This window comes from Pseudomonas sp. WJP1 (genome assembly GCF_028471945.1).
Taxonomy (GTDB): Bacteria; Pseudomonadota; Gammaproteobacteria; order Pseudomonadales; family Pseudomonadaceae; genus Aquipseudomonas.
Window position 1 is genome coordinate 5,969,300 of sequence record NZ_CP110128.1, and the last position, 18,589, is coordinate 5,987,888.

General features: G+C 60.1%; 15 protein-coding genes and 1 riboswitch. Of the genes, 4 read left to right on the top strand and 11 right to left on the bottom strand.

Going from position 1 to position 18,589, the window contains the following annotated elements; genetic code table 11:
• Positions 1-144: 144 nt before the first annotated feature.
• Complete coding sequence (locus OH720_RS26790; RefSeq protein ID WP_177325075.1) at positions 145-1,065, top strand: GlxA family transcriptional regulator; 921 nt, start codon at positions 145-147, stop codon at positions 1,063-1,065.
• Between the two features lie 109 nt (positions 1,066-1,174).
• Here the strand turns inward: OH720_RS26790 and OH720_RS26795 are convergent, their stop codons facing one another.
• The 4 genes from OH720_RS26795 to OH720_RS26810 all read right to left on the bottom strand — a co-directional run bounded on the left by OH720_RS26795 (position 1,175) and on the right by OH720_RS26810 (position 4,897).
• A complete protein-coding gene (locus OH720_RS26795; RefSeq protein ID WP_272603507.1) occupies positions 1,175-1,498 on the bottom strand; it encodes a hypothetical protein in 324 nt (107 codons plus the stop codon).
• 204 nt (positions 1,499-1,702) lie between these two features.
• Entirely contained in the window at positions 1,703-2,797 is a 1,095-nt protein-coding gene (gene zapE, locus OH720_RS26800; RefSeq protein WP_272603508.1) for a cell division protein ZapE, read from the bottom strand.
• A gap of 90 nt (positions 2,798-2,887) precedes the next feature.
• A complete protein-coding gene (locus OH720_RS26805) occupies positions 2,888-4,243 on the bottom strand; it encodes a tryptophan--tRNA ligase (RefSeq protein ID WP_272603509.1) in 1,356 nt (451 codons plus the stop codon).
• 24 nt (positions 4,244-4,267) lie between these two features.
• Entirely contained in the window at positions 4,268-4,897 is a 630-nt protein-coding gene (locus tag OH720_RS26810) for an alpha/beta hydrolase (protein WP_272603510.1), read from the bottom strand.
• A gap of 144 nt (positions 4,898-5,041) precedes the next feature.
• On the opposite strand from OH720_RS26810, the gene OH720_RS26815 reads away from it, so the two are divergent.
• Entirely contained in the window at positions 5,042-5,476 is a 435-nt protein-coding gene (locus OH720_RS26815; protein ID WP_008060245.1) for a YhcB family protein, read from the top strand.
• Between the two features lie 253 nt (positions 5,477-5,729).
• On the opposite strand, the gene OH720_RS26820 is transcribed toward OH720_RS26815, so the two are convergent.
• From OH720_RS26820 to OH720_RS26850, 7 genes are all read right to left on the bottom strand, one after another.
• Positions 5,730-6,458 carry an OmpA family protein gene (locus OH720_RS26820; protein ID WP_180205337.1) on the bottom strand — a complete coding sequence of 243 codons (729 nt, stop codon included), beginning with the start codon at positions 6,456-6,458 and terminating at the stop codon, positions 5,730-5,732.
• A 105-nt stretch (positions 6,459-6,563) separates the two neighbouring features.
• Positions 6,564-7,208: an MBL fold metallo-hydrolase gene (locus OH720_RS26825; protein ID WP_008060243.1), complete on the bottom strand. Its 645-nt coding sequence runs from the start codon at positions 7,206-7,208 to the stop codon at positions 6,564-6,566.
• Between the two features lie 76 nt (positions 7,209-7,284).
• A complete protein-coding gene (locus OH720_RS26830; RefSeq protein WP_272603511.1) occupies positions 7,285-10,023 on the bottom strand; it encodes a LuxR C-terminal-related transcriptional regulator in 2,739 nt (912 codons plus the stop codon).
• Between the two features lie 174 nt (positions 10,024-10,197).
• Positions 10,198-11,562 (bottom strand): DUF1329 domain-containing protein, encoded by a 1,365-nt coding sequence (locus OH720_RS26835; RefSeq protein WP_272603512.1) that lies wholly within the window; start codon positions 11,560-11,562, stop codon positions 10,198-10,200.
• A gap of 26 nt (positions 11,563-11,588) precedes the next feature.
• A complete protein-coding gene (locus tag OH720_RS26840) occupies positions 11,589-13,508 on the bottom strand; it encodes a DUF1302 domain-containing protein (protein ID WP_272603513.1) in 1,920 nt (639 codons plus the stop codon).
• Positions 13,509-13,845: 337 nt separating this feature from the next.
• The gene (locus OH720_RS26845; RefSeq protein WP_272603514.1) at positions 13,846-15,528 is read right to left on the bottom strand and encodes a fatty acid--CoA ligase; all 1,683 of its coding nucleotides are present in this window, start codon (positions 15,526-15,528) and stop codon (positions 13,846-13,848) included.
• 152 nt (positions 15,529-15,680) lie between these two features.
• Positions 15,681-16,310 (bottom strand): LysE family transporter, encoded by a 630-nt coding sequence (locus OH720_RS26850; RefSeq protein WP_272603515.1) that lies wholly within the window; start codon positions 16,308-16,310, stop codon positions 15,681-15,683.
• Positions 16,311-16,401: 91 nt separating this feature from the next.
• Here OH720_RS26850 and OH720_RS26855 point away from each other — a divergent pair, with 91 nt between their 5' ends.
• A complete protein-coding gene (locus tag OH720_RS26855; RefSeq protein WP_272603516.1) occupies positions 16,402-17,367 on the top strand; it encodes a 2-hydroxyacid dehydrogenase in 966 nt (321 codons plus the stop codon).
• A gap of 33 nt (positions 17,368-17,400) precedes the next feature.
• Positions 17,401-18,399 carry a class I SAM-dependent methyltransferase gene (locus OH720_RS26860; protein ID WP_272603517.1) on the top strand — a complete coding sequence of 333 codons (999 nt, stop codon included), beginning with the start codon at positions 17,401-17,403 and terminating at the stop codon, positions 18,397-18,399.
• Between the two features lie 39 nt (positions 18,400-18,438).
• A riboswitch (yybP-ykoY riboswitch) is annotated at positions 18,439-18,563 on the top strand.
• Positions 18,564-18,589 lie beyond the last annotated feature (26 nt).

Consider the following 18,589-nt stretch of genomic DNA (forward strand, 5'->3'; position numbering starts at 1 on the left):
CATCCGACAAAAAATAAGACGATCCAGCCGTCTGGTGACCACTTTCCCCTATAAGAATAAAGTTGAATTATGTCTAACCAAGCCTCCACGCCCTTGCGGCGCGTCAGCATCCTGGCCATTGACCGGGTTTTCGCTTCCACTCTCATGCAGGCCAAGGATTTCTTCCACCTCGCCAGCCTGCGCTACGGAAAACAACTGGGCCACGGCCTGACTCCAGCGTTCGAAACACGACTGGTCAGCCCCGACGGCAAACCGGTCAACACCTTCAGCGACGTGGTGATCCCCGTAGACGGCGGCCTGGAAAATGCCGACATCATCGTCATTCCCGCGTTCTGGGACGATTTCGAGACCCTGAGCAAACGTCACCCACAGGTCCTGTCCTGGTTGCGCCAGCAACATGCCCGCGGCGCTGTGCTCTGTGGCGAGGCCACCGGGGTGTTCTGGCTCGCCGAAGCCGGCCTGCTCGACGGCAAGGAGGCGACCACCTACTGGCGCTTCTTCAATGCCTTTGCAGAACGCTTCCCGAAGGTCCAACTCAATCAGGACAAGCACCTGACCGACGCCGACAACCTGTATTGCGCCGGCGGCACCACCTCGGCATGCGACCTGTACGTGTACCTGATCGAGCGCTTCTGCGGCGCCAACGTCTCCCAGGCCGTGGCGCGAGACATCCTCTATGAAGTGCAACGCAGCTACTCGCCGGGAAGAATCGGCTTCGGCGGGCAAAAGCTGCACCAGGACGTGATCATCCTGCAGATCCAGCACTGGCTCGAAGAACACTTCGCCGACAAATTTCGCTTCGAAGACGTCGCCCGCGAACACGGCATGAGCATCCGCAACTTCATGCGCCGCTTCCAGACCGCTACCGGTGACAAGCCATTGCACTACCTGCAGCGCTTGCGCATCGAAACCGCCAAAGGCCTGCTGTCCGGCAGCCGCAAGAGCATCAAGACCATCAGCTACGAGGTTGGTTATGACGATGCGAGTTTCTTTGCCCGACTGTTCCGACAGCACACGGAGTTGTCACCGAATCAGTATCGGCAGCAGTTCCAGCAGGCTGCGTAGCGCGATAGTCTGCAGCTACGCATCGCGTAATGAACACTGAACCTGTAGCGAGCGGGCTTGCCCCACTCTCTACAGCAAGACTGCTCGCAGCAGGTTCAACATCTGCCTGTCAAAAATTCGCGCCACTGACATATCGCGCTCTAAACCAGACGTATGCAACACGATAGACTCCGTTATCTTCAATGGAAACATTGAATTGATAACCTTGCTGAGCGGTACCGGGATTCTGGTAGGTCAAAAACTCTTCCAGTGTCTTCGTTGATACGCCGGCCCTCTCCTTACTAGCAGTTACATCGTATAGCTTGCGGGAATACTGCGAAAACAGTTCCCACTGGCGCTCACCCTCCTTCTCAATGGCGGCAATTATTTCCGTTTTACATTGTTCCACCGAAGCAGCAATGCTCGGAACATCGTACCTAAGGCTGTACTCCATGATGAACTCCTGACGTTTCCTGAAAGAAACAACACTGCTGCAGGCTAGGAGCCTCGCCAGGGGTGTACAACTGTCACAAATAACAGGTGAGAGACTTATTTCTGACCTCTTGTCTGAAATGAGGGGTTCAGCCTTCAAAGTTGCCCCAATGACCGCATAAAAAAGGCCCGCATCGCTGCGGGCCTTTTTTCACTACTGCATCATTTACGGCTTATGCGCCCGAGACAGAAACTCGTGGGACTGCATCTCCAGCAGGCGGCTCAAGGTACGCTGGAACTCGAAGTTCAGGCGACCGCCGGTGTAGAGGTCCTTGAGTTCGACTTCGGCAGAAATGATCAGCTTGACGTTGCGATCGTAGAACTCGTCGACCATATTGATGAAGCGTCGGGCGATGTCGTCGGTGGTGACGCTCATCTGCTCGACATCGCTGAGCAATACGGCGTGGAAGATCTTGCCCAGCTCGATGTAGTCGTTCTGGCTGCGCGGGCCGTCGCACAGTTCACGGAAGTTGAACCAGGCCACGTCATCGCAGGTGCGCAGGGCACGAATTTCACGGTTCTCGATCATCAGCACGTCATTTTCGACCGCTGCCGTGCATTCCGGTGTCAGCGCACGGAAGCTTTTGCGCAGGCTTTCGTTGGCGGCTTCGTCGAGTGGGTAGTGGAACAGCTCGGCTTGCTCGAGGTGGCGCAGACGATAGTCGACGCCGCTGTCGACGTTGACGATCTCGGTGTTCTGCTTGATCAGCGCAATGGCCGGCAGGAAGCGCGCGCGTTGCAGGCCGTCCTTGTACAGGCCGTCCGGCACGATGTTCGACGTCGCAACCAGGGTCACACCGTTCTTGAACAGCTCTTCCATCAAGGTGCCGAGGATCATGGCATCGGTGATGTCGGAGACGAAGAATTCATCGAAGCAGATCACCCGGGCTTCGTTGGAGAAGCGCTTGGCGATGATGGTCAGCGGGTTTTTCTCGCCGCCCAGGGTCTTCATCTCTTCGTGCACGCGCTTCATGAAGCGGTGGAAGTGAGTACGGGACTTTTCCTTGAACGGCAGCGCTTCGAAGAAGGTGTCGACCAGGTAAGTCTTGCCGCGACCCACGCCGCCCCAGAAGTACAGGCCCTTGACCGGTGCCTGATCCTTCTTGCCAAACAGTTTGCCCAGCAGGCCCGGTTTGTTCTGCTCGGCCGCGACCAGATCGTCGTACAGGCGCTGCAGATGACGCACGGCAGTTTCCTGCGCGGCATCATGGAAGAATTCCGGGCGTTTCAGATCAGCTTGATATCGTTCTAGGGGCGTCATAATTCGTTAGCAAGGCAACAAAAACGGGCCGTCACTGTAGCGATGGCCCGTGGGAATGGCAATCAGCCCTTGGTCGGGCCGAGCCGTTGATTATTCCTGGACTGGCGTCAGGGCGATCCGTAATGCCTCGATCGCAGCATCGCGCGCGGCGCTGTCAGCGAACGCCGGGCTGTCACCCACGCACTCACCTTCAAGCCAGACGCTGAAGCTCAGGTCTTCGCTGCGCACGTCCAATGGCTGGCCCGATTGCAGCTGCTTGGTCACCTGCCCTGCGGTTTTACCGTCGGCGAAGTTGCGTGACAGCAACAGTTGCTCGCCATCGGCCGCCAGCAGACGGAAGCGGAAACTGCCGTCGTCTTCGCGGAAGCTGACAAAACGCGCGGCCTTCGCGGCTTTCTTCTTGGTGGTCGCTGCCACTTGAGCCTGGGCAACGAACGAACGCAGGCCTACCGCTTCGCGCAATTCGTTGAGGAAAGGGGTCGCGACGGCACGCGCCTTTTTCGCCCCGTGCTGCAGGATGTCTTCAAGATCTGCCGGGCGCTCGATCAGTTGGTTGTAACGCTCGCGGGACTCGCCCAGCTCGCTGTCCAGCAGCTGGAACAGGCGGTTCTTCGCCTCGCCCCAACCTAGCCCCTGCAGCAGATCGCTGCGGAATTCGTCAGCTTGCGCCGGGGTGGCGAATGCCTGGAACAGGGTGAACAGGTGCGAATTGTCCGGATCCTTTGCCTCACCCGGTGCGCGGGAGTCAGTGACGATACGGGAAATCGCATCTTTCATTTCTTTGGCGCTGCTGAACAACGGAATGGTGTTGTCGTAGCTCTTGGACATCTTGCGACCGTCCAGGCCCGGCAGCGTGGCCACGCTTTCCTCGATCAACGCCTCGGGCATGGTGAAGAACTCCTTGCCCTGGCCGAACAGGTGGTTGAAACGCTGGCCGATGTCCCGGGCCATTTCCACGTGCTGGATCTGGTCGCGGCCGACCGGCACCTTGTGCGCATTGAACATCAGGATGTCCGCGGCCATCAGCACCGGATAGCTGTACAGGCCCATGGTGATGCCGGCGTCCGGGTCTTCACCGGTCTCGACGTTCTTGTCCACCGAGGCCTTGTAGGCGTGGGCACGGTTGAGCAGGCCCTTGGCGGCAACGCAGGTCAGCAGCCAGGTCAGCTCGGGGATTTCCGGGATGTCGGACTGACGGTAGAAGGTCACGCGGTCCACATCCAGGCCACCGGCCAGCCAGGTCGCGGCGATTTCCAGGCGCGAGCGCTGGATGCGCAGCGGGTCATCGCATTTGATCAGGGCGTGGTAGTCGGCCAGGAAATAGAACGAATCGGCATTGCTGTCACGGCTGGCAAGGATCGCAGGGCGGATGGCGCCGGCGTAGTTGCCCAGGTGCGGCGTGCCAGTGGTGGTGATGCCGGTGAGGATACGGGTACGAGTCGTCATGGGTAATCGCTTGTCAGACTGCAATCAATTCGAGAGACGCGGCAGGATCAGATCCTTGAGATCGGTCAGCTTGCCATGAAAAAAGTGTCCGCATTCTGCCACTTTCAGCAGCTCATGGGGACGTTCGAGCTTGTCGGACCATTGGTAAACCAGCTGCGGATCGATCACTTCGTCGGTTTCCGGCTGGATCAGCGTCAACTCACCCTGCTGCGGCAGTTGATCCTGAGCACCCAAACGCATGACCGCTGGAGCGACCATGAACAGATGCTTGAGCTGCTCGCCCTTGGCCTCAAGGCGGCCGCCGAGACTTGCTGCAACAAAACCGCCGAAGGAAAAACCGAACAGGGTCAGCGGCAATTGCGGGTGTTTGGCCCGGAACCATTCGGTGACAGCTTGAGCATCATCGACTTCACCGGTGCCCATGTCGTGGGTGCCTTCGCTGGCACCGACGCCACGGTAGTTGAAACGCAAAGTAATCAAACCGGCATCGCGCGCCGTGCGCTGCAGGGTCGAGACCACTTTGTTGAGCATGGTGCCGCCCTGCACCGGGTTCGGATGGCAGATGAGCGCGAGGCCGCGCGGCTGCTCATTGTCCAGGTACAGTGCTTCCAGCTGGCCGACCGGGCCATCAATCACTACAGGGGTTTCACGCATAAGCAAGGAAGGAACTCCGTGACCTCGAATCGGGTCGACTCGTCTAGCAAATTGTCTGCGGCTGTCCATTGCGAGTGAATCGCGGTATACAGCGCAGGTTCGAGCCGTTAACGTAAAGCAAAGCCGTTTATAGAGGAAGGACTCGTGGAACACTCGCTCTTAGTTTGGTTGTTACCGACTCTTGCCCTGGTTGTGGGTGTCGCCATTGGGTTTCTGATCGCTCGCCTTGCGCCGAATGCCGCGCCTAGCAGCACGCAACGTCAGCTGGACGACATTCAGGAACGTTTCGACAGTTATCAGAACGAAGTGGTGACCCACTTCAACAGCACCGCGACACTGGTCAAGAAACTGACTGCGAGCTATCAGGAAGTGCAGGATCATCTTGCCGAGGGTGCCAACCGCCTGGCCCTGGACGAGCAGACCCGCCAACGCCTGCTGGCCTCCCTGCACGCCGATGCGACGCAGGCTCCACGGGAACGCCTGACGCCACCGCGCAATCAGGAACCACCGCGCGACTACGCACCGAAAGCCCCGAACGCGCCGGGCATGCTCGATGAGCATTACGGCCTGAAGAAGTAATCAGGTTTCAGGTGTGAAAAAGCCCTCGGACATGTGAATGTTCGAGGGCTTTTTTGTTTCTGAATGCCTCTTTGCCTGTACTGGCCCCTTCGCGAGCAAGCCCACTCCCGAAAGGGCAATGCATTCCAAATGTGGGAGTGGCGGTGCGACGATTCGACTTGCTCGTGAAGGGGCAGAAATTGGCTACACAAAAAAACCGCCCGATCTGTTGAGGATAGGGCGGTTTTTTTATGCCTGGGGTTCAGTCAGGCGATCAAGGGAACGGCTGAACGTCACCTTGTTGCTGGCCACCATACTGCTGGCCTGGAATCGCCTTCAGGTTGACCTCTACCCGGCGGTTCTGCGCCCGCCCATTGGTGTCGGCGTTGCTGGCGACCGGGTTATCCGGGCCGGCGCCACGGGCGCTCAGGTTGGTACCGCTCACGCCTTGCGAGGTCAGGTAAGTCGCCACGCTCTGGGCGCGACGCTGGGACAGATCCATGTTGTGCTGGCGGCTGCCGGTGCTGTCGGTGTAGCCGACGATTTCGATCTGGTTCTGGTTGAACTCTTTCAGCGAGCCGGCCAGGTTGTTCAGCGGCTGGTAGAAGCTCGAAGCGATGTTCGCCGAATCGGTGGCGAACGTGATGTTGCCCGGCATGATCAGCTTGATCTGATCACCTTCACGCTGCACTTCCACACCGGTGTTGGCCATGCTCTCACGCAGTTTTTTCTCCTGCTGGTCAGCGTAGTAGCCGTAACCGGCAGCGGAAGCACCCACTACAGCAGCACCAATCAGCGCGCCCTTGCCACGGTTGTCGTGGTTGATGGCAGCACCGGCCAATGCACCGGCCAGAGCCCCGAGGCCACCGTATTTGGCGGTCTTGCTCATGCCCGTGGAGCCGCTATTGGCCTGGCCCTGGTTGTCGTAAGGGTTGGGCGAGGCGCAACCGGCCAACAGTGCCACGGCAGTAGCGACAATAATCAAACGAGGCGTGGTGAACATGTAGAGCTCCTACTTTTTTTGCATTCTGTGGTGCAACGGACTTAAGCATCGAACCTTTGCGGGCGTTGGATCATTTCGACAAGTGAAAATTCCACTTGTTACAAATCAGGCTCGAACAAAAGGGTTCTCGCGCATTTCATCACCCAAGCGGGTATCCGGACCATGTCCGGCCACGACCGTCGCCTCTTCGTCGAGGGTATACAGACGCTGCTTGATCGAACGCACGATGGTCGCCTGGTCGCCGCCCCACAGATCCGTGCGCCCTACCCCGCGCCGGAACAAGGTATCCCCGGCAATCAACAGCTTGGCCTCGGAAAACCAGAAGCTCATGGAGCCTGGTGTATGACCCGGTGTGTGCAACGCCACGCCACAACCACACGCCAGCTCTTCATCGTCGGCCAGCCAACGGTCCGGTGACGGTACCGGCGTATAAGGCACGCCGAACATCTGGCATTGCATCTCCAGGTTGTCCCAAAGAAATTGGTCTTCCTTGTGCAAATGCAGGGTGGCGCCGGTTTTTTCCTTCAACTGGCCCGAGGCCAGGAAGTGATCGAGGTGCGCATGGGTGTGAATGATGCTGACCACCTTAAGGCCCAGGGCATCGAGCCGCGCGAGGATCAGTTCATGATTGCCGCCCGGGTCGACCACAATGGCTTTTTTCGTGATCGGATCGCCGATGATCGTGCAGTTGCACTGCAAGGGGCCGACGGGGAAGGTTTCGCGGATCAGCGCAGGTTTGGCAGCGTCCATGGGTGTTCCTGGAAAAAATGGATGGCCTATTCTGGCACAGGCATGCCCGATTGCGGGACGTGAGGGGCGCCCAACGCTACACCAACACCCCCAACTCCTTCGCCCGCGCCACCGCCTGTGTACGCCGCTCGACCCCCAGCTTGCTGTTGATATGGCTGGCATGGGTTTTCACCGTATGCAGCGAAATGAACAGCTGGTCGCTGATTTCCTGATTCGAGCAGCCTTGGGCGATCAGGCGCAGGACGGCCATTTCCCGGGTGCTGAGTTGTTCCGACGGCGCAATGGGCTCCAGCGCCGGTCGAGAGGCCATGGCTGGAAGTTTTTCTGCAAGGTCCTGGGAAACCGTGGTCGGCGCACAGAGTTGAAGCTGTCCACGCAGCCAGTCCGGATGCTCGGCCAACAGCCCTTCAAAGGGTTGCAGCACACCGCCGGCTGCGGCGTCCAATGCCTGGACCAGCGCCTTGCGGGCCTCGGGTTCGCGTCCGCTGCCCAGCAACAGTGAAACTTTTTGCGTCAGCGCCATTGCACTGAGCATCTGCCGGCCGGTTTGCTGACCATGTTCGAGCAGCGCATTCAAACGCCCTTCGGCCAGCATCGGCTGGCTCTGGATGACCTCCAGCAACGCTTGCTGCAGTTCGATGTGCAGCGGCAGTTGCGGATGGAATTCCGGCGGTGCGGCCGGCTGCTCGCCGTTATAGGTCTGCCCCAAACGCGCCAACCAGGCTTGCGCCAGATCGGTACGCCCCTGGGCCAGCCAGAGTTCGCATTTGACCAGGGTAATCATTGCCAGGTAGTAGATCGGCGGCACGTCCCAGATGTGCATCAGCCGTTCGGCTTCGGCGAGTTCGGCAAAGGCCTTGGCGAACTCAGCGCTGCTGCCTTCCAGCCGGGCGATCACGCAATGGCCGATCAGGACGCTGATGTCACGACAGGCGCGGGCTTCACCTAGACCCGCCTGCAGGCGTAGCCGCGCTGCTTGAGGTTGCAGGCGCAAGGCCAACAGGAAGCCCTCGTACAACGTCAGCCGGGCACGTACGGCAAAGAGCCGCTGCGCCGGCAGCCCCTGCAAGCGTTGCAGCCCTTGCCGGACTTCATCCAGAGAACGCAGTATTTCGCCCCGTGCCTGCAATACGCGAGCGCGGTCGTAGTGGGCCAACGCCTCGAACAGCGGATTGCCCACCCGTTGCGCCAGTTCCAGGGAGTCACGGTTCAATTTCCTGGCACGCCACATATCGCCATCGGCAATCGCCAGGTTGGACAGGGTCGAGAGGCACATCAATCGCTGGCCATAGCGCTTGCACGGAAGACTCTCCAGCGCTTCGGTGCAGTAACGTATCGTCAGTTCGCGGTTACCGCGTCCGCGCGCGATGATCCCGCTCAGGGCCAGCCATTGCGCCAGCATCGACTTTTGCGCGGTGGCCGACGGCGCCGGCAGAAAGCGGCTCAGGTGGCTGGCCAGTTCCTCGGCGGCGTCCAGCTGGCAGGCCAGGCCCAGCGCCCAACTGTAGAGCACGATCAGGCGAGGCGTGCTGATCAGCAGGCTATCGGGCAAGTCCATTTTCCAGCGCAGCAACATGCCGACGTTCTGTTCGGCCAGCAGTTGCTCTTCGGAAAGGTTTTGCACCAGGTTTGCCGCAACGTCCAGATGCCCGGCCCGCAACGCCTGCTCGACCGCCTCATCGAGCAGGCCCTGGGCATTGAACCAGCGACAGGCGCGCAGGTGCAGGCTGGCGGCCGGCACCATCGATTGCGCCCCAGGCCGTGTGCGCAGCAGATCGGAAAACAGGTGGTGATAGCGATACCAGTGGCCGTGCTCGTCCAGCGGTACCAGGAACACCTGGTGGGCAGCCAGGAAGCGCAGGATTTCGGCGCTGTCATGGCCGTCGCGAATGGCGTCGCACAGTTCGCTGCAAAAACGTTCCTGGTGGGCGGTGTCGTAGAGAAAGGCTTGCACTTCGGCGGGCAGGCAATCGATAACCTCTTCGAGCAGGTAATCGCGGATCAGTCCTTCTCCGCCGTGCAGCGCCTGGGGCAATGCCCCCTGGCTGCCTGCCTCGGAGGCGGCCAGCAACCAGAAGCGCAACCCGGCAACCCAACCTTCGCTGCGCTGGATCAGGTTTTCCAGCGCCTCGCCACGCAAGGAACTGCTGTGCCGATCGAGCAGGCTCAAGGCTTCATCGTGGGTCAGGCGCAGATCCTGCTCATGAAGCTCCAGCAGCTGGCGCGACAGGCGCAACCGCGCCAGGTGCCAGTCTGGACGCTGTCGACTGGTGACCATCACCAGCAAGCCATCGGGAAGGTGATTGAGGAAAAACTGCAGGCAGCGATCGAGCACCGGCCCCTGGGCCAGGTGATAGTCATCGAGCACCAGCAACAGGGGGGTCGCGGTCGACAGATGCACGGCCAGCTCGTCGAGCAGCCCGTCCAGCCATTCTTCGAAGGCGAACGGCTGATGCCGCTGGCGCATCTTCAACAACCCGAGGGACTGCCTGCCCAACTGCGGGAAAAAATCCTGCAGGCCCTCGAGCAACCGCTCGAGGAATCGGCCCGGGTCGCTATCGCGCGGACTCAACCCAAGCCAGAGACTTTGCCAGTGCGCGGGCAGCGCCTGGCAGAACTCCACCGCCAACGAACTCTTGCCGAACCCGGCCGGCGCGCTGACCAGCAGCAACCTGCCACCGAGACCAGCGCTCAAGCGCTCGCACAGGCGTGGGCGCAGCACATGGCCGTCGGGCAATGGCGGTCGGAAAAAGCGCCCGTCCAGCGCGGCGACAGCGACGCTTGCAGGACCTGGTGGTGGGGACAGATCAGTCATGGCCGGCTCTTGTTTGTGTTGCGGGTGGCGGCGTTGCAGATGTCCGCAGACTAGCGGTAAACGAGGACGGAATGAAGGTTATTGCTACAAATGGCTACAAAAAGTCTACACACACAAAAACGCCCCGAACCAGTCGGGGCGTTTGCAGAGGATGCGGCCTCTATGGCGTGCCGGTTAGCGAACGCCATCCTGGCGCAGTGCCGCCGGGGTGAAGTCGCTGGTGGTGGCGGTGAAGCCGAAGTCATACGCCGACTTCTCTTCGTTCTTCATGCCCAGTGCCAGGTAACGGCCCGATTGCAGGTCGTACAGGGCTTCCAGGGTGTACCACGGTACCTGGACGTTGTAATAGTTCTGGGCATGAGCTTCCGCCACACGCCAGAGTTGATTACGACCGTCGTAGTGGTCGATCACCGCCGCCTGCCAGGTGTCTTCATCGATGTAGAAGTCACGCTTGGCGTAGATGTGGCGCTGACCTTCCTTCAAGGTTGCCACTACATGCCAGACCCGGCGCAGCTCGTAGCGAGCCAGGTCCTGGTTGATGTGGCCGGCCTTGATGATGTCGCCGTACTTGAGCTTCGGATCATCGAGCTTGTAGGCGTCGGAGGCGATGTACATCTCTTTCTTGCCTTCGAGCTTCCAGTCGTAACGATCCGGCGCACCGTTGTACATGTCCAGGTTATCGGAGGTACGCAGGCCGTCTGCCGCAGTACCCGGGCCGTCATAGGACACTTGTGGCGCACGACGCACACGACGCTGGCCGGCGTTGTAGACCCACGCCGAACGCGGTTCCGCCACCTGGTCGAGGGTTTCGTGCACCAGTAGTACACCACCAGCCAGACGTGCCGGCGCGGTCACTTTCTGCTTGAAGTAGAACAGGATGTTGCCCGGGTTCGCCGGATCGTAGTCCTTCATCTTGTCGCGGAACACGAACTGGTCCTGGAAGTACACCAGGCTGAACGAACCGTTCGGCTGTGGCGTGGCCTGGGTCACCAGTCGGGTTACGCTGCCGCCGCGATAACGGGTGATGTGGTTCCAGATGACTTCCACGCCGCTTTTAGGAATCGGGAACGGTACCGCTGTTTCAAAGTTTTTCAGCCCGTTACCGCCGGATACCAGCTCGGTGTTGGTGGCGTTCTTCTTGATGGAGGCGAACACGTTATCCGGCACGGTGGCGCCGCGATGGGACGGGTAAACCGGCATCTTGTAGGTTTCCGGGTAGCGCTTGAACATCGCGTACTGCCCCGGAGCGAGCTTGTCCTTGTACTGGTCGACGTTCTGCGCGGTGATGGTGAACAGCGGTTTTTCGCTGGCATACGGATCGGACAGGAAACCCTTGCTGTCGACAGTGCCGGCATTTTTCGGCATCGGTTTCCAGGCAGGGATCGAACCGTCGGCATTGCCCGCCATTTCGGCACCCATCGGGGTCAGGCTCTTGCCCAGCTTGTCCGCTTCTGCCGCCGGGACCGCTGCCATTACGCCGGTCGCCAGCAGCGAAAGTCCCAGGACACCAGCGTGAAACAGACTCTTGGTTATTTTCATGTGTGTACTCGTCCTGAAAATAGTGCTTAGAAGTTCACGCCAAAGCTGAGCGCAACGAAGTCGCGGTCATCCACGGTGGTGTACTTGCCGTCGAAGAAGTTGGTGTACGCCAGGCTTGCGGTGTAGGTGTTCTGGTACTCGGCATCGACACCCAGGCTGACCGCTTTGCGACCTTCCTCGAAGTTGCCGCCAGGGCCAGGGGAGTAACCTTCCACGTCGTGGGACCAGGCCACGTTCGGCTTGAGGTTCACACCAGCGAACACGTCGTTGTATTCCCAGATGGCGCGACCGCGATAGCCCCAGGAGTTGGCCGTGGTGAAACCGTCGTTTTCGCAGTAGCGACTGACGTTGTTTTGTGGCCCGCCTGCCAGCGTTCCGCTGTTCAACGTCACGCACTGGTTGTTTGGCAATGGGCCAGGGCCGTAGCTCGGGTCACGGCCATAACGTGCCTTGGAATTGCTTTCCAGGCCGCCAACGTGGGTCCAGCCGACCTCACCCACCAGGGTCAGACGCTCGGCGCCCATTACCTGGTCGAAGAAGTGGGTCAAGGTCGTTTGCAGCTGGGTCACTTCCTTGCGGCGATAACCTTGCTGATCTTGCCCTGGCGTGCCCTGGAGCACGGAAACGTTAGGGTTCAGCGGCGTCAGGCCGGAGAACAGGATGTCAGTGGTGTTGAGCTGAACCGGCGCATTCGGCCGGTAGCTGACTTCGCCACTCCACGCGGTGCCTGTGGGCAAGGTGGTGGAGAAGCTCAAGCCGTACAGGCGGATGTCTTCAGGGTATTCGACGTAGTAGCTGGAGTTACCTGCCACTACCAAAGGCAGCAACTGTGCAGTCAAGCTGGGCGCGAGCCGGGGTGGAATACCGGCGCCAACCAGTGCGCCACCCAGGGCCTGCGGATTATAGGCGCTCGCTGGCGCACCATGGCCGCTGAAGATCGGTGCACGGCTGTGGTAGTTCATGAAATAGGCACCGAATTCGGTGTCCAGCGGATCGAACATGTACTTAAAGGAAACACCGAACTGACCACTATCTCGAGCGTCACGATCCGGGCCGCGACGAACGATCACGCCTTCGTCCGGATTGCCCCAGGTCACGCCCCGGGCAGACAGGACATTGAGGGCTGGCGTCGCTAGCGGGCCCAATGCGCTGCGAAGGCTTTGCTGGGTACGCAGTACTGCCAGGTTGTTGTCGCAACCATCGGCGATCACGTCCGGTTGCGAGAAGAAGGTGCCGCAGTTGTCCGCAACCGTCTGGTCCCATTCGATCTGGTAGAAGGCTTCGGTGGAGAGATTCTCGGTGAGGCTCTGGGACACGTAGAACATGTTGACCGGGATCAGGCCTTCCTTGATCTCGGCACCGGGACGACGGAATGCGGACACGTCGATCGGGTTGATCGAGTTGATACCGCCACCGATGAAGGTACTTTCACCCCAGCTCACCACTTGCTTGCCCAAGCGTACGGAACCCGGCTGATCGGCAATGGCGTAGTTGTGATAGACGAAGGCGTCGAGGATTTGGCCGCCAGCAGACTTGGCGCCTTCCTTGCGATTGTCGTCGCTGATGTCCTTGAACGGACGGCTTTCGTCCTTGAGTTCAAAGTCGTACCAGTATTTGCCACGGACGAAAATGCCGGTGTCGCCATACTTCAACTCAAGGTCATGGATGCCCTTGAAGATTTTCGAGAAGGTTTCACCGCTTTTGAAGTTCAAGTGACCGTCATCGGAAGTCTGGGACAGGCCGCGACCGCCGTTGTTGACGCCGATGAGGTTTTTGTTGGCGCTTTCAGTAGACCAACTCGCACCGATCGACAAGGAAGAGTCGAATTGACCTTCGATTTCACCGATGTTGAAACTGACGCCGAATGCAGGCCCGGCGAGCGTAGAGGCAAGGCTGACGGCCAGAGGCAGTTTAGCCCGGCGCCAGAACTGGTTTACTGATGTCATCGACGCTACTCCATGTGCATTTTATTGTTATGGCAAATAGCACTTCTAAAAACGCTTGGATAACAGGGAGCCATGGCTTCCCAAAGTCATTCCAAAGTTGCATCGCCCCGGTTTGTGCGTTTGCTCCGTTCTTAAAAATCCTTGAGCGGACTATAGCCAGCAGGTAGTAGTGCTTGATCCCTCTAAAGTGTGATTTGCGCCTGCCAGCCACTCTGGAACAGTCCTTTGCCATGCCGACACCCGTCGGCCCGGCAAGAATGGCTGAAAATACGGATTTGACAAGCCAAGCGCTTGCTTGGTGGGGCTGGCGTGCCCTTTTGGGCACGCCAAGGGACGCTTAAAGCGTCGAGAGGAAGGTGCTGTTGTTGGCCTGCCATTCGGTGATGTCGACGCGAATGCGCTTCTTGTCGAGCTTACCGACACTGGTCTTGGGAATTTCAGTAACAATGGCGATCTGACTCGGGATGGCCCACTTGCTCAGGTGCCCCAGTTCCACGAACGGCTTGAGATGTTCCTTGAGTTCCCGGGCGCCGATGGCATGGCCTTCGCGAAGTACCAGCAAGGCAAACGGCCGCTCGCCCCACTGCGGATCGGCAATCCCCACCACTGCTACTTCGCGTACCGCCGCGTGGCGACTGATCAGGTCTTCGAGGTCCAGGGAGGAGATCCACTCGCCCCCGGTCTTGATCACGTCCTTGATCCGGTCGCGAATGTCGATCACGCCCATGCTGTCCAGGGTCGCCACATCCCCGGTGTGCAGCCAGCCGCCAGCCCAGAGCTCGGCCCCCTTCTGCGGTTCGTTGAAATAGCCCTCGGTGAGCCACGGCGCGCGCAACACCAGTTCGCCCTGGGTTTCGCCATCGGCGGGCAGGAAGTTGCCTTCGGTGTCGACGATCGCCGCCTCCACCAACGGCCCTGGCACACCGGCCTTGATCCGGTAGGTGGTGCGTTCGTCTTCGGTGCCGGCCATCAGCTCATCATTGAGGTGCGCGCACGATACCAGCGGCCCGGTTTCCGACATGCCGTAGGCAGCGGTCAATTGAATGCCCTTGGCCTTGGCCGCATCGTACAACGCATGATTGAGTGCACTGCCACCGATGACGATTTTCCAGCCACCGAAGTCGGTGTCCTGGGCAGCCTTGGCATTGAGGACCATTTGCAGGATGGTCGGCACGCAGTGCGAGAAGGAGACCTTTTCCTTGCGCCACAACTCCACCAGGTATTCCGGATCGTAGCGTCCCGGATACACCTGCTTGAGCCCGAGCATGGTCGCCACATAGGGCAGGCCCCAGGCATGCACGTGGAACATCGGCGTGATAGGCATGTACACGTCGTTGGTGCCCAACAGGCGCACGCTGTCGATCGCCCCCATGATCGTCGACACCCCCATGGTGTGCAGCACCAGCTGCCGATGGGTGAAGTACACACCCTTGGGGTTGCCGGTGGTGCCCGTGGTGTAGAACGTGGTCGCTACCGAGTTTTCGTCGAAGTCCTGGAAGTCGTACTGCGGGCTTGCCGCTGCCAGCAATTGCTCGTACTCACCGACGAGGTTTGGCAAGTCGGTGGTCTTTTCCGGCAGGTCGGTCAGGAGCAGGGTTTTCTCGACCGTGGTCAGTTGCCCGGCGATCGCGTTGTACAGTCCGACGAATTCACTGTTGACCAGCACAAAGCGGTCCACGGCGTGATTCATGGTGTAGAGGATCTGCTCCGGCGACAGGCGCACGTTGATGGTGTGGATCACCGCGCCGATCATTGGAATGGCAAACATGCACTCCAGGTAGCGGTGGCTGTCCCAATCCATCACCGCCACGGTATCCCCGGGCTTGACCCCGGCTGCCGTCAGCACATTGGCCAGCCGTGCGACCCGTTCGATCAGGGTCGGATAGCTGTAGCGCAACTGGTCGCGGTAAACGATCTCGCGGGTTTTCTCATAACGCGCGCCGGACATCAGCAGCCGTTTGATCAGCAGCGGATACTGGTAAGCGCCTTCGGCTGGGGGGATAACGCGAGTCTGCAACATAAGAATCCCTTTTCTGACTACTCGGTCGTGGCTGTAGAGTAAGCACTGTAGTGCCCCTGATCGCCAGCCAAATCAGCCAAAGGGATGATTTGCAAAACCGCACGAATGCTAGCGTTGCGCCAGCATTCGTAGGTAATCGTGGACCGTTATGCTCAGTGCATCTCGGTAAACGCGAGTTTCACGCCAATGGCAATCAACACCGCGCCCATGGTCCGGTCGAACCAATGCCCCATGCGGGCGAAGCCGGCGCGCACGCGCTGCTGGCTGAACAGCATGGCCACCAGGCAAAACCAGATCGCTGTCGCCACCGCCAGGTAAACCCCGTAACCGGCCTGCACGGTCAGCGGCGTATGCGGATTGATCACCACGGTGAACAGCGACAGGAAAAACAGCGTGGCTTTCGGGTTCAGGCCGTTGGTCACGAACCCCGAAGTAAAGGCGCCCCGCGCGGTGCGCTCGCCAGCTTCCTTGTGCAAATCGTCTGCCACGGCCTTGGCCGGTTGCGCCCGCAGCGCCTTGAAGCCGATGTACAGCAAATAAGCGGCGGCGGCCCATTTCAAGGCGTTAAACAGAACGATCGACTGGGACACGATCAGGCCGATACCCAGCAGCGAGTAGCCGACGTGGAGGAAAATCGCCGTACCGACCCCAAGCGCCGTCCAGGTGCCTGCGCGACGGCCATGGGTCACGCTTTCCCGTACCACCACGGCAAAGTCCGGGCCGGGGCTGGCGACGGCCAGCAGGTGGATCAGCGCAACGGTCAAGAACTCGGTCCAGTACATGAGGGCTCCTTCAGGCCAAGCGTAACTATTTATTTCATCTGGTAGGCTCGGCAGATTACGCCTTCAGTTCATTGCACAAAAGGTACAGTTGATGACGAACATTCACCGCGCAGTTTTCCTCGACCACCCGTCCCTGGACCTGGGCGATCTCGACCTCAGCCCCCTGCGCGAATGCTTTAGCGAACTGCAGCTGTTCGCCCAGACCCTGCCCGATCAGGTGATCGAACACCTCAAGGGCGCCACCGTCGCCATCACCAACAAGATCCGGATCGACGCGGCCGCCATCGCGGCCAGTCCCGAACTGAAACTGATCCTGATCAGCGCCACCGGCACCAACAACGTCGACCTCGAGGCCGCCCGCGCCCACGGCATAACCGTGTGCAACTGCCAGGGCTACGGCACGCCATCCGTGGCCCAGCACACGATCATGCTGCTGCTCAACCTGGCAACGCGCCTGGCCGATTACCAGAAAGCCGTCGGTGAAGGGCGCTGGCAACAAGCCAGGCAGTTCTGCCTGCTGGATTACCCGATCGTCGAGCTGCAAGGCAAAACCCTCGGCCTGCTCGGTCACGGCGAATTGGGCGGCGCGGTCGCGCGCCTGGCCGAAGCGTTCGGCATGCGCGTGCTGCTGGGGCAGATTCCGGGGCGCCCTGCCCGGCCAGACCGCTTGCCGCTGGACCAGCTGCTGCCGCAAATCGATGCGCTGACCCTGCATTGCCCGCTCAACGAACACACCCGTCACTTCATTGGAGCCCGTGAACTGGCGTCGATGAAACCCGGCGCGTTCGTGGTCAACACCGCCCGTGGCGGCCTGATCGACGAGCAGGCGCTGGCCGACGCCTTGCGCAACGGTCACCTGGGCGGTGCCGCCACCGACGTGCTGACCGTGGAGCCGCCGGTCAATGGCAATCCACTGCTGGCCCAGGACATTCCACGCCTGATCGTCACCCCGCACAACGCCTGGGGCAGTCGCGAAGCGCGGCAACGAATCGTGGGTCAATTGACCGAAAACGCCCGGGGGTACTTCAGCGCTAAGGCGCTGCGGGTCGTCAGTTGATAAACTGCGGCACTTTTTTTCACAGGAGCAGTTATGGATCCGCGCAGTGAAGTACTGCTTCGTCAGGCTGAATTATTCCAGGGCCCGGTGCTGTTGGCCGGGCTGCCCGCCGACGACTTGCTGGGCCGCCTGCCCGACGCCCATGGCTGGAGCTGGCACGCCGGCGATCAGGCCGCGCTGGATGCACGCTTCGCCGAGCGCAGCCATTTTGGCGTTAACGCGCCTGAGCGCGCATTCGATAGCGCCGTGGTGTTCCTGCCCAAGTCCAAGGACCTGACGGACTACATCCTCAACGCACTCGCCTCCCGGCTGGCCGGCCGCGAGCTGTACCTGGTCGGTGAGAAAAAAAGCGGCATCGAAGGCGCAGCCAAACAGCTGAACCCGTTTGGCAAACCACGCAAGCTCGACAGTGCGCGGCATTGCCAGCTCTGGCTGGTCACCGTGGCCAACGCACCCGCCGCCAAACCACTGGAAAGCCTGGCCCAGACCTATGAATTGCCGCTGGCCGAAGGCCCGTTGAAAGTCATTAGCCTGCCAGGCGTATTCAGCCACGGTCGACTGGATCGCGGCAGTGCGCTGTTGCTGGAACACCTGGACAAACTGCCAAGCGGCCACTTGCTGGACTTCGGTTGCGGCGCAGGGGTGTTGGGCGCGGCGGTGAAACGTCGTTACCCGCACAACCAGGTCACGATGCTGGATGTCGACGCCTTTGCCGCTGCCAGCAGTCGCCTGACCCTGGCGGCCAACGGTCTGGAAGCCGATGTGATTACCGGCGACGGCATCGACGCGGCACCGATGGGATTGAGCGCCATCCTGAGCAACCCGCCCTTCCATGTCGGCGTGCACACCGATTACTACGCCACAGAGAACCTGCTGCGAAAAGCGGCAAAACATCTGAAAAATGGCGGCGAACTTCGGCTTGTCGCCAATAGCTTCCTGAAGTATCAACCGCTGATCGAAGAGCACCTTGGGGCCTGTGCAATCAAGGCCGAAGGACAGGGTTTCCGTATCTACCGTGCCAAACGCGGATAACACTTTGTGCTTGCGCAATGGATTTTGCCTAGGCAGAATCCGCTCCGTCCTAGGGGAGTAGTCTCCCACGAGCGCCATGCTCGTCCGGCATGCGTCAACATACTTGGTCAACAGACCATGGCGCATGCGACCCCAGCGTCCGCATCAGACGGATCGCAGGGTTTGACAAGACCTATGACACGAACACCTT

Excerpts from the sequence above, each read along its gene's own strand:
- OH720_RS26790 (WP_177325075.1), top strand. The coding sequence starts at position 145 with ATGCAGGCCAAGGATTTCTTCCACCTCGCCAGCCTGCGCTACGGAAAA.
- OH720_RS26795 (WP_272603507.1), bottom strand. The coding sequence starts at position 1,498 with ATGGAGTACAGCCTTAGGTACGATGTTCCGAGCATTGCTGCTTCGGTG.
- zapE (WP_272603508.1), bottom strand. The coding sequence starts at position 2,797 with ATGACGCCCCTAGAACGATATCAAGCTGATCTGAAACGCCCGGAATTC.
- OH720_RS26805 (WP_272603509.1), bottom strand. The coding sequence starts at position 4,243 with ATGACGACTCGTACCCGTATCCTCACCGGCATCACCACCACTGGCACG.
- OH720_RS26810 (WP_272603510.1), bottom strand. The coding sequence starts at position 4,897 with ATGCGTGAAACCCCTGTAGTGATTGATGGCCCGGTCGGCCAGCTGGAA.
- OH720_RS26820 (WP_180205337.1), bottom strand. The coding sequence starts at position 6,458 with ATGTTCACCACGCCTCGTTTGATTATTGTCGCTACTGCCGTGGCACTG.
- OH720_RS26825 (WP_008060243.1), bottom strand. The coding sequence starts at position 7,208 with ATGGACGCTGCCAAACCTGCGCTGATCCGCGAAACCTTCCCCGTCGGC.
- OH720_RS26830 (WP_272603511.1), bottom strand. The coding sequence starts at position 10,023 with ATGACTGATCTGTCCCCACCACCAGGTCCTGCAAGCGTCGCTGTCGCC.
- OH720_RS26835 (WP_272603512.1), bottom strand. The coding sequence starts at position 11,562 with ATGAAAATAACCAAGAGTCTGTTTCACGCTGGTGTCCTGGGACTTTCG.
- OH720_RS26840 (WP_272603513.1), bottom strand. The coding sequence starts at position 13,508 with ATGACATCAGTAAACCAGTTCTGGCGCCGGGCTAAACTGCCTCTGGCC.
- OH720_RS26845 (WP_272603514.1), bottom strand. The coding sequence starts at position 15,528 with ATGTTGCAGACTCGCGTTATCCCCCCAGCCGAAGGCGCTTACCAGTAT.
- OH720_RS26850 (WP_272603515.1), bottom strand. The coding sequence starts at position 16,310 with ATGTACTGGACCGAGTTCTTGACCGTTGCGCTGATCCACCTGCTGGCC.
- OH720_RS26855 (WP_272603516.1), top strand. The coding sequence starts at position 16,402 with ATGACGAACATTCACCGCGCAGTTTTCCTCGACCACCCGTCCCTGGAC.
- OH720_RS26860 (WP_272603517.1), top strand. The coding sequence starts at position 17,401 with ATGGATCCGCGCAGTGAAGTACTGCTTCGTCAGGCTGAATTATTCCAG.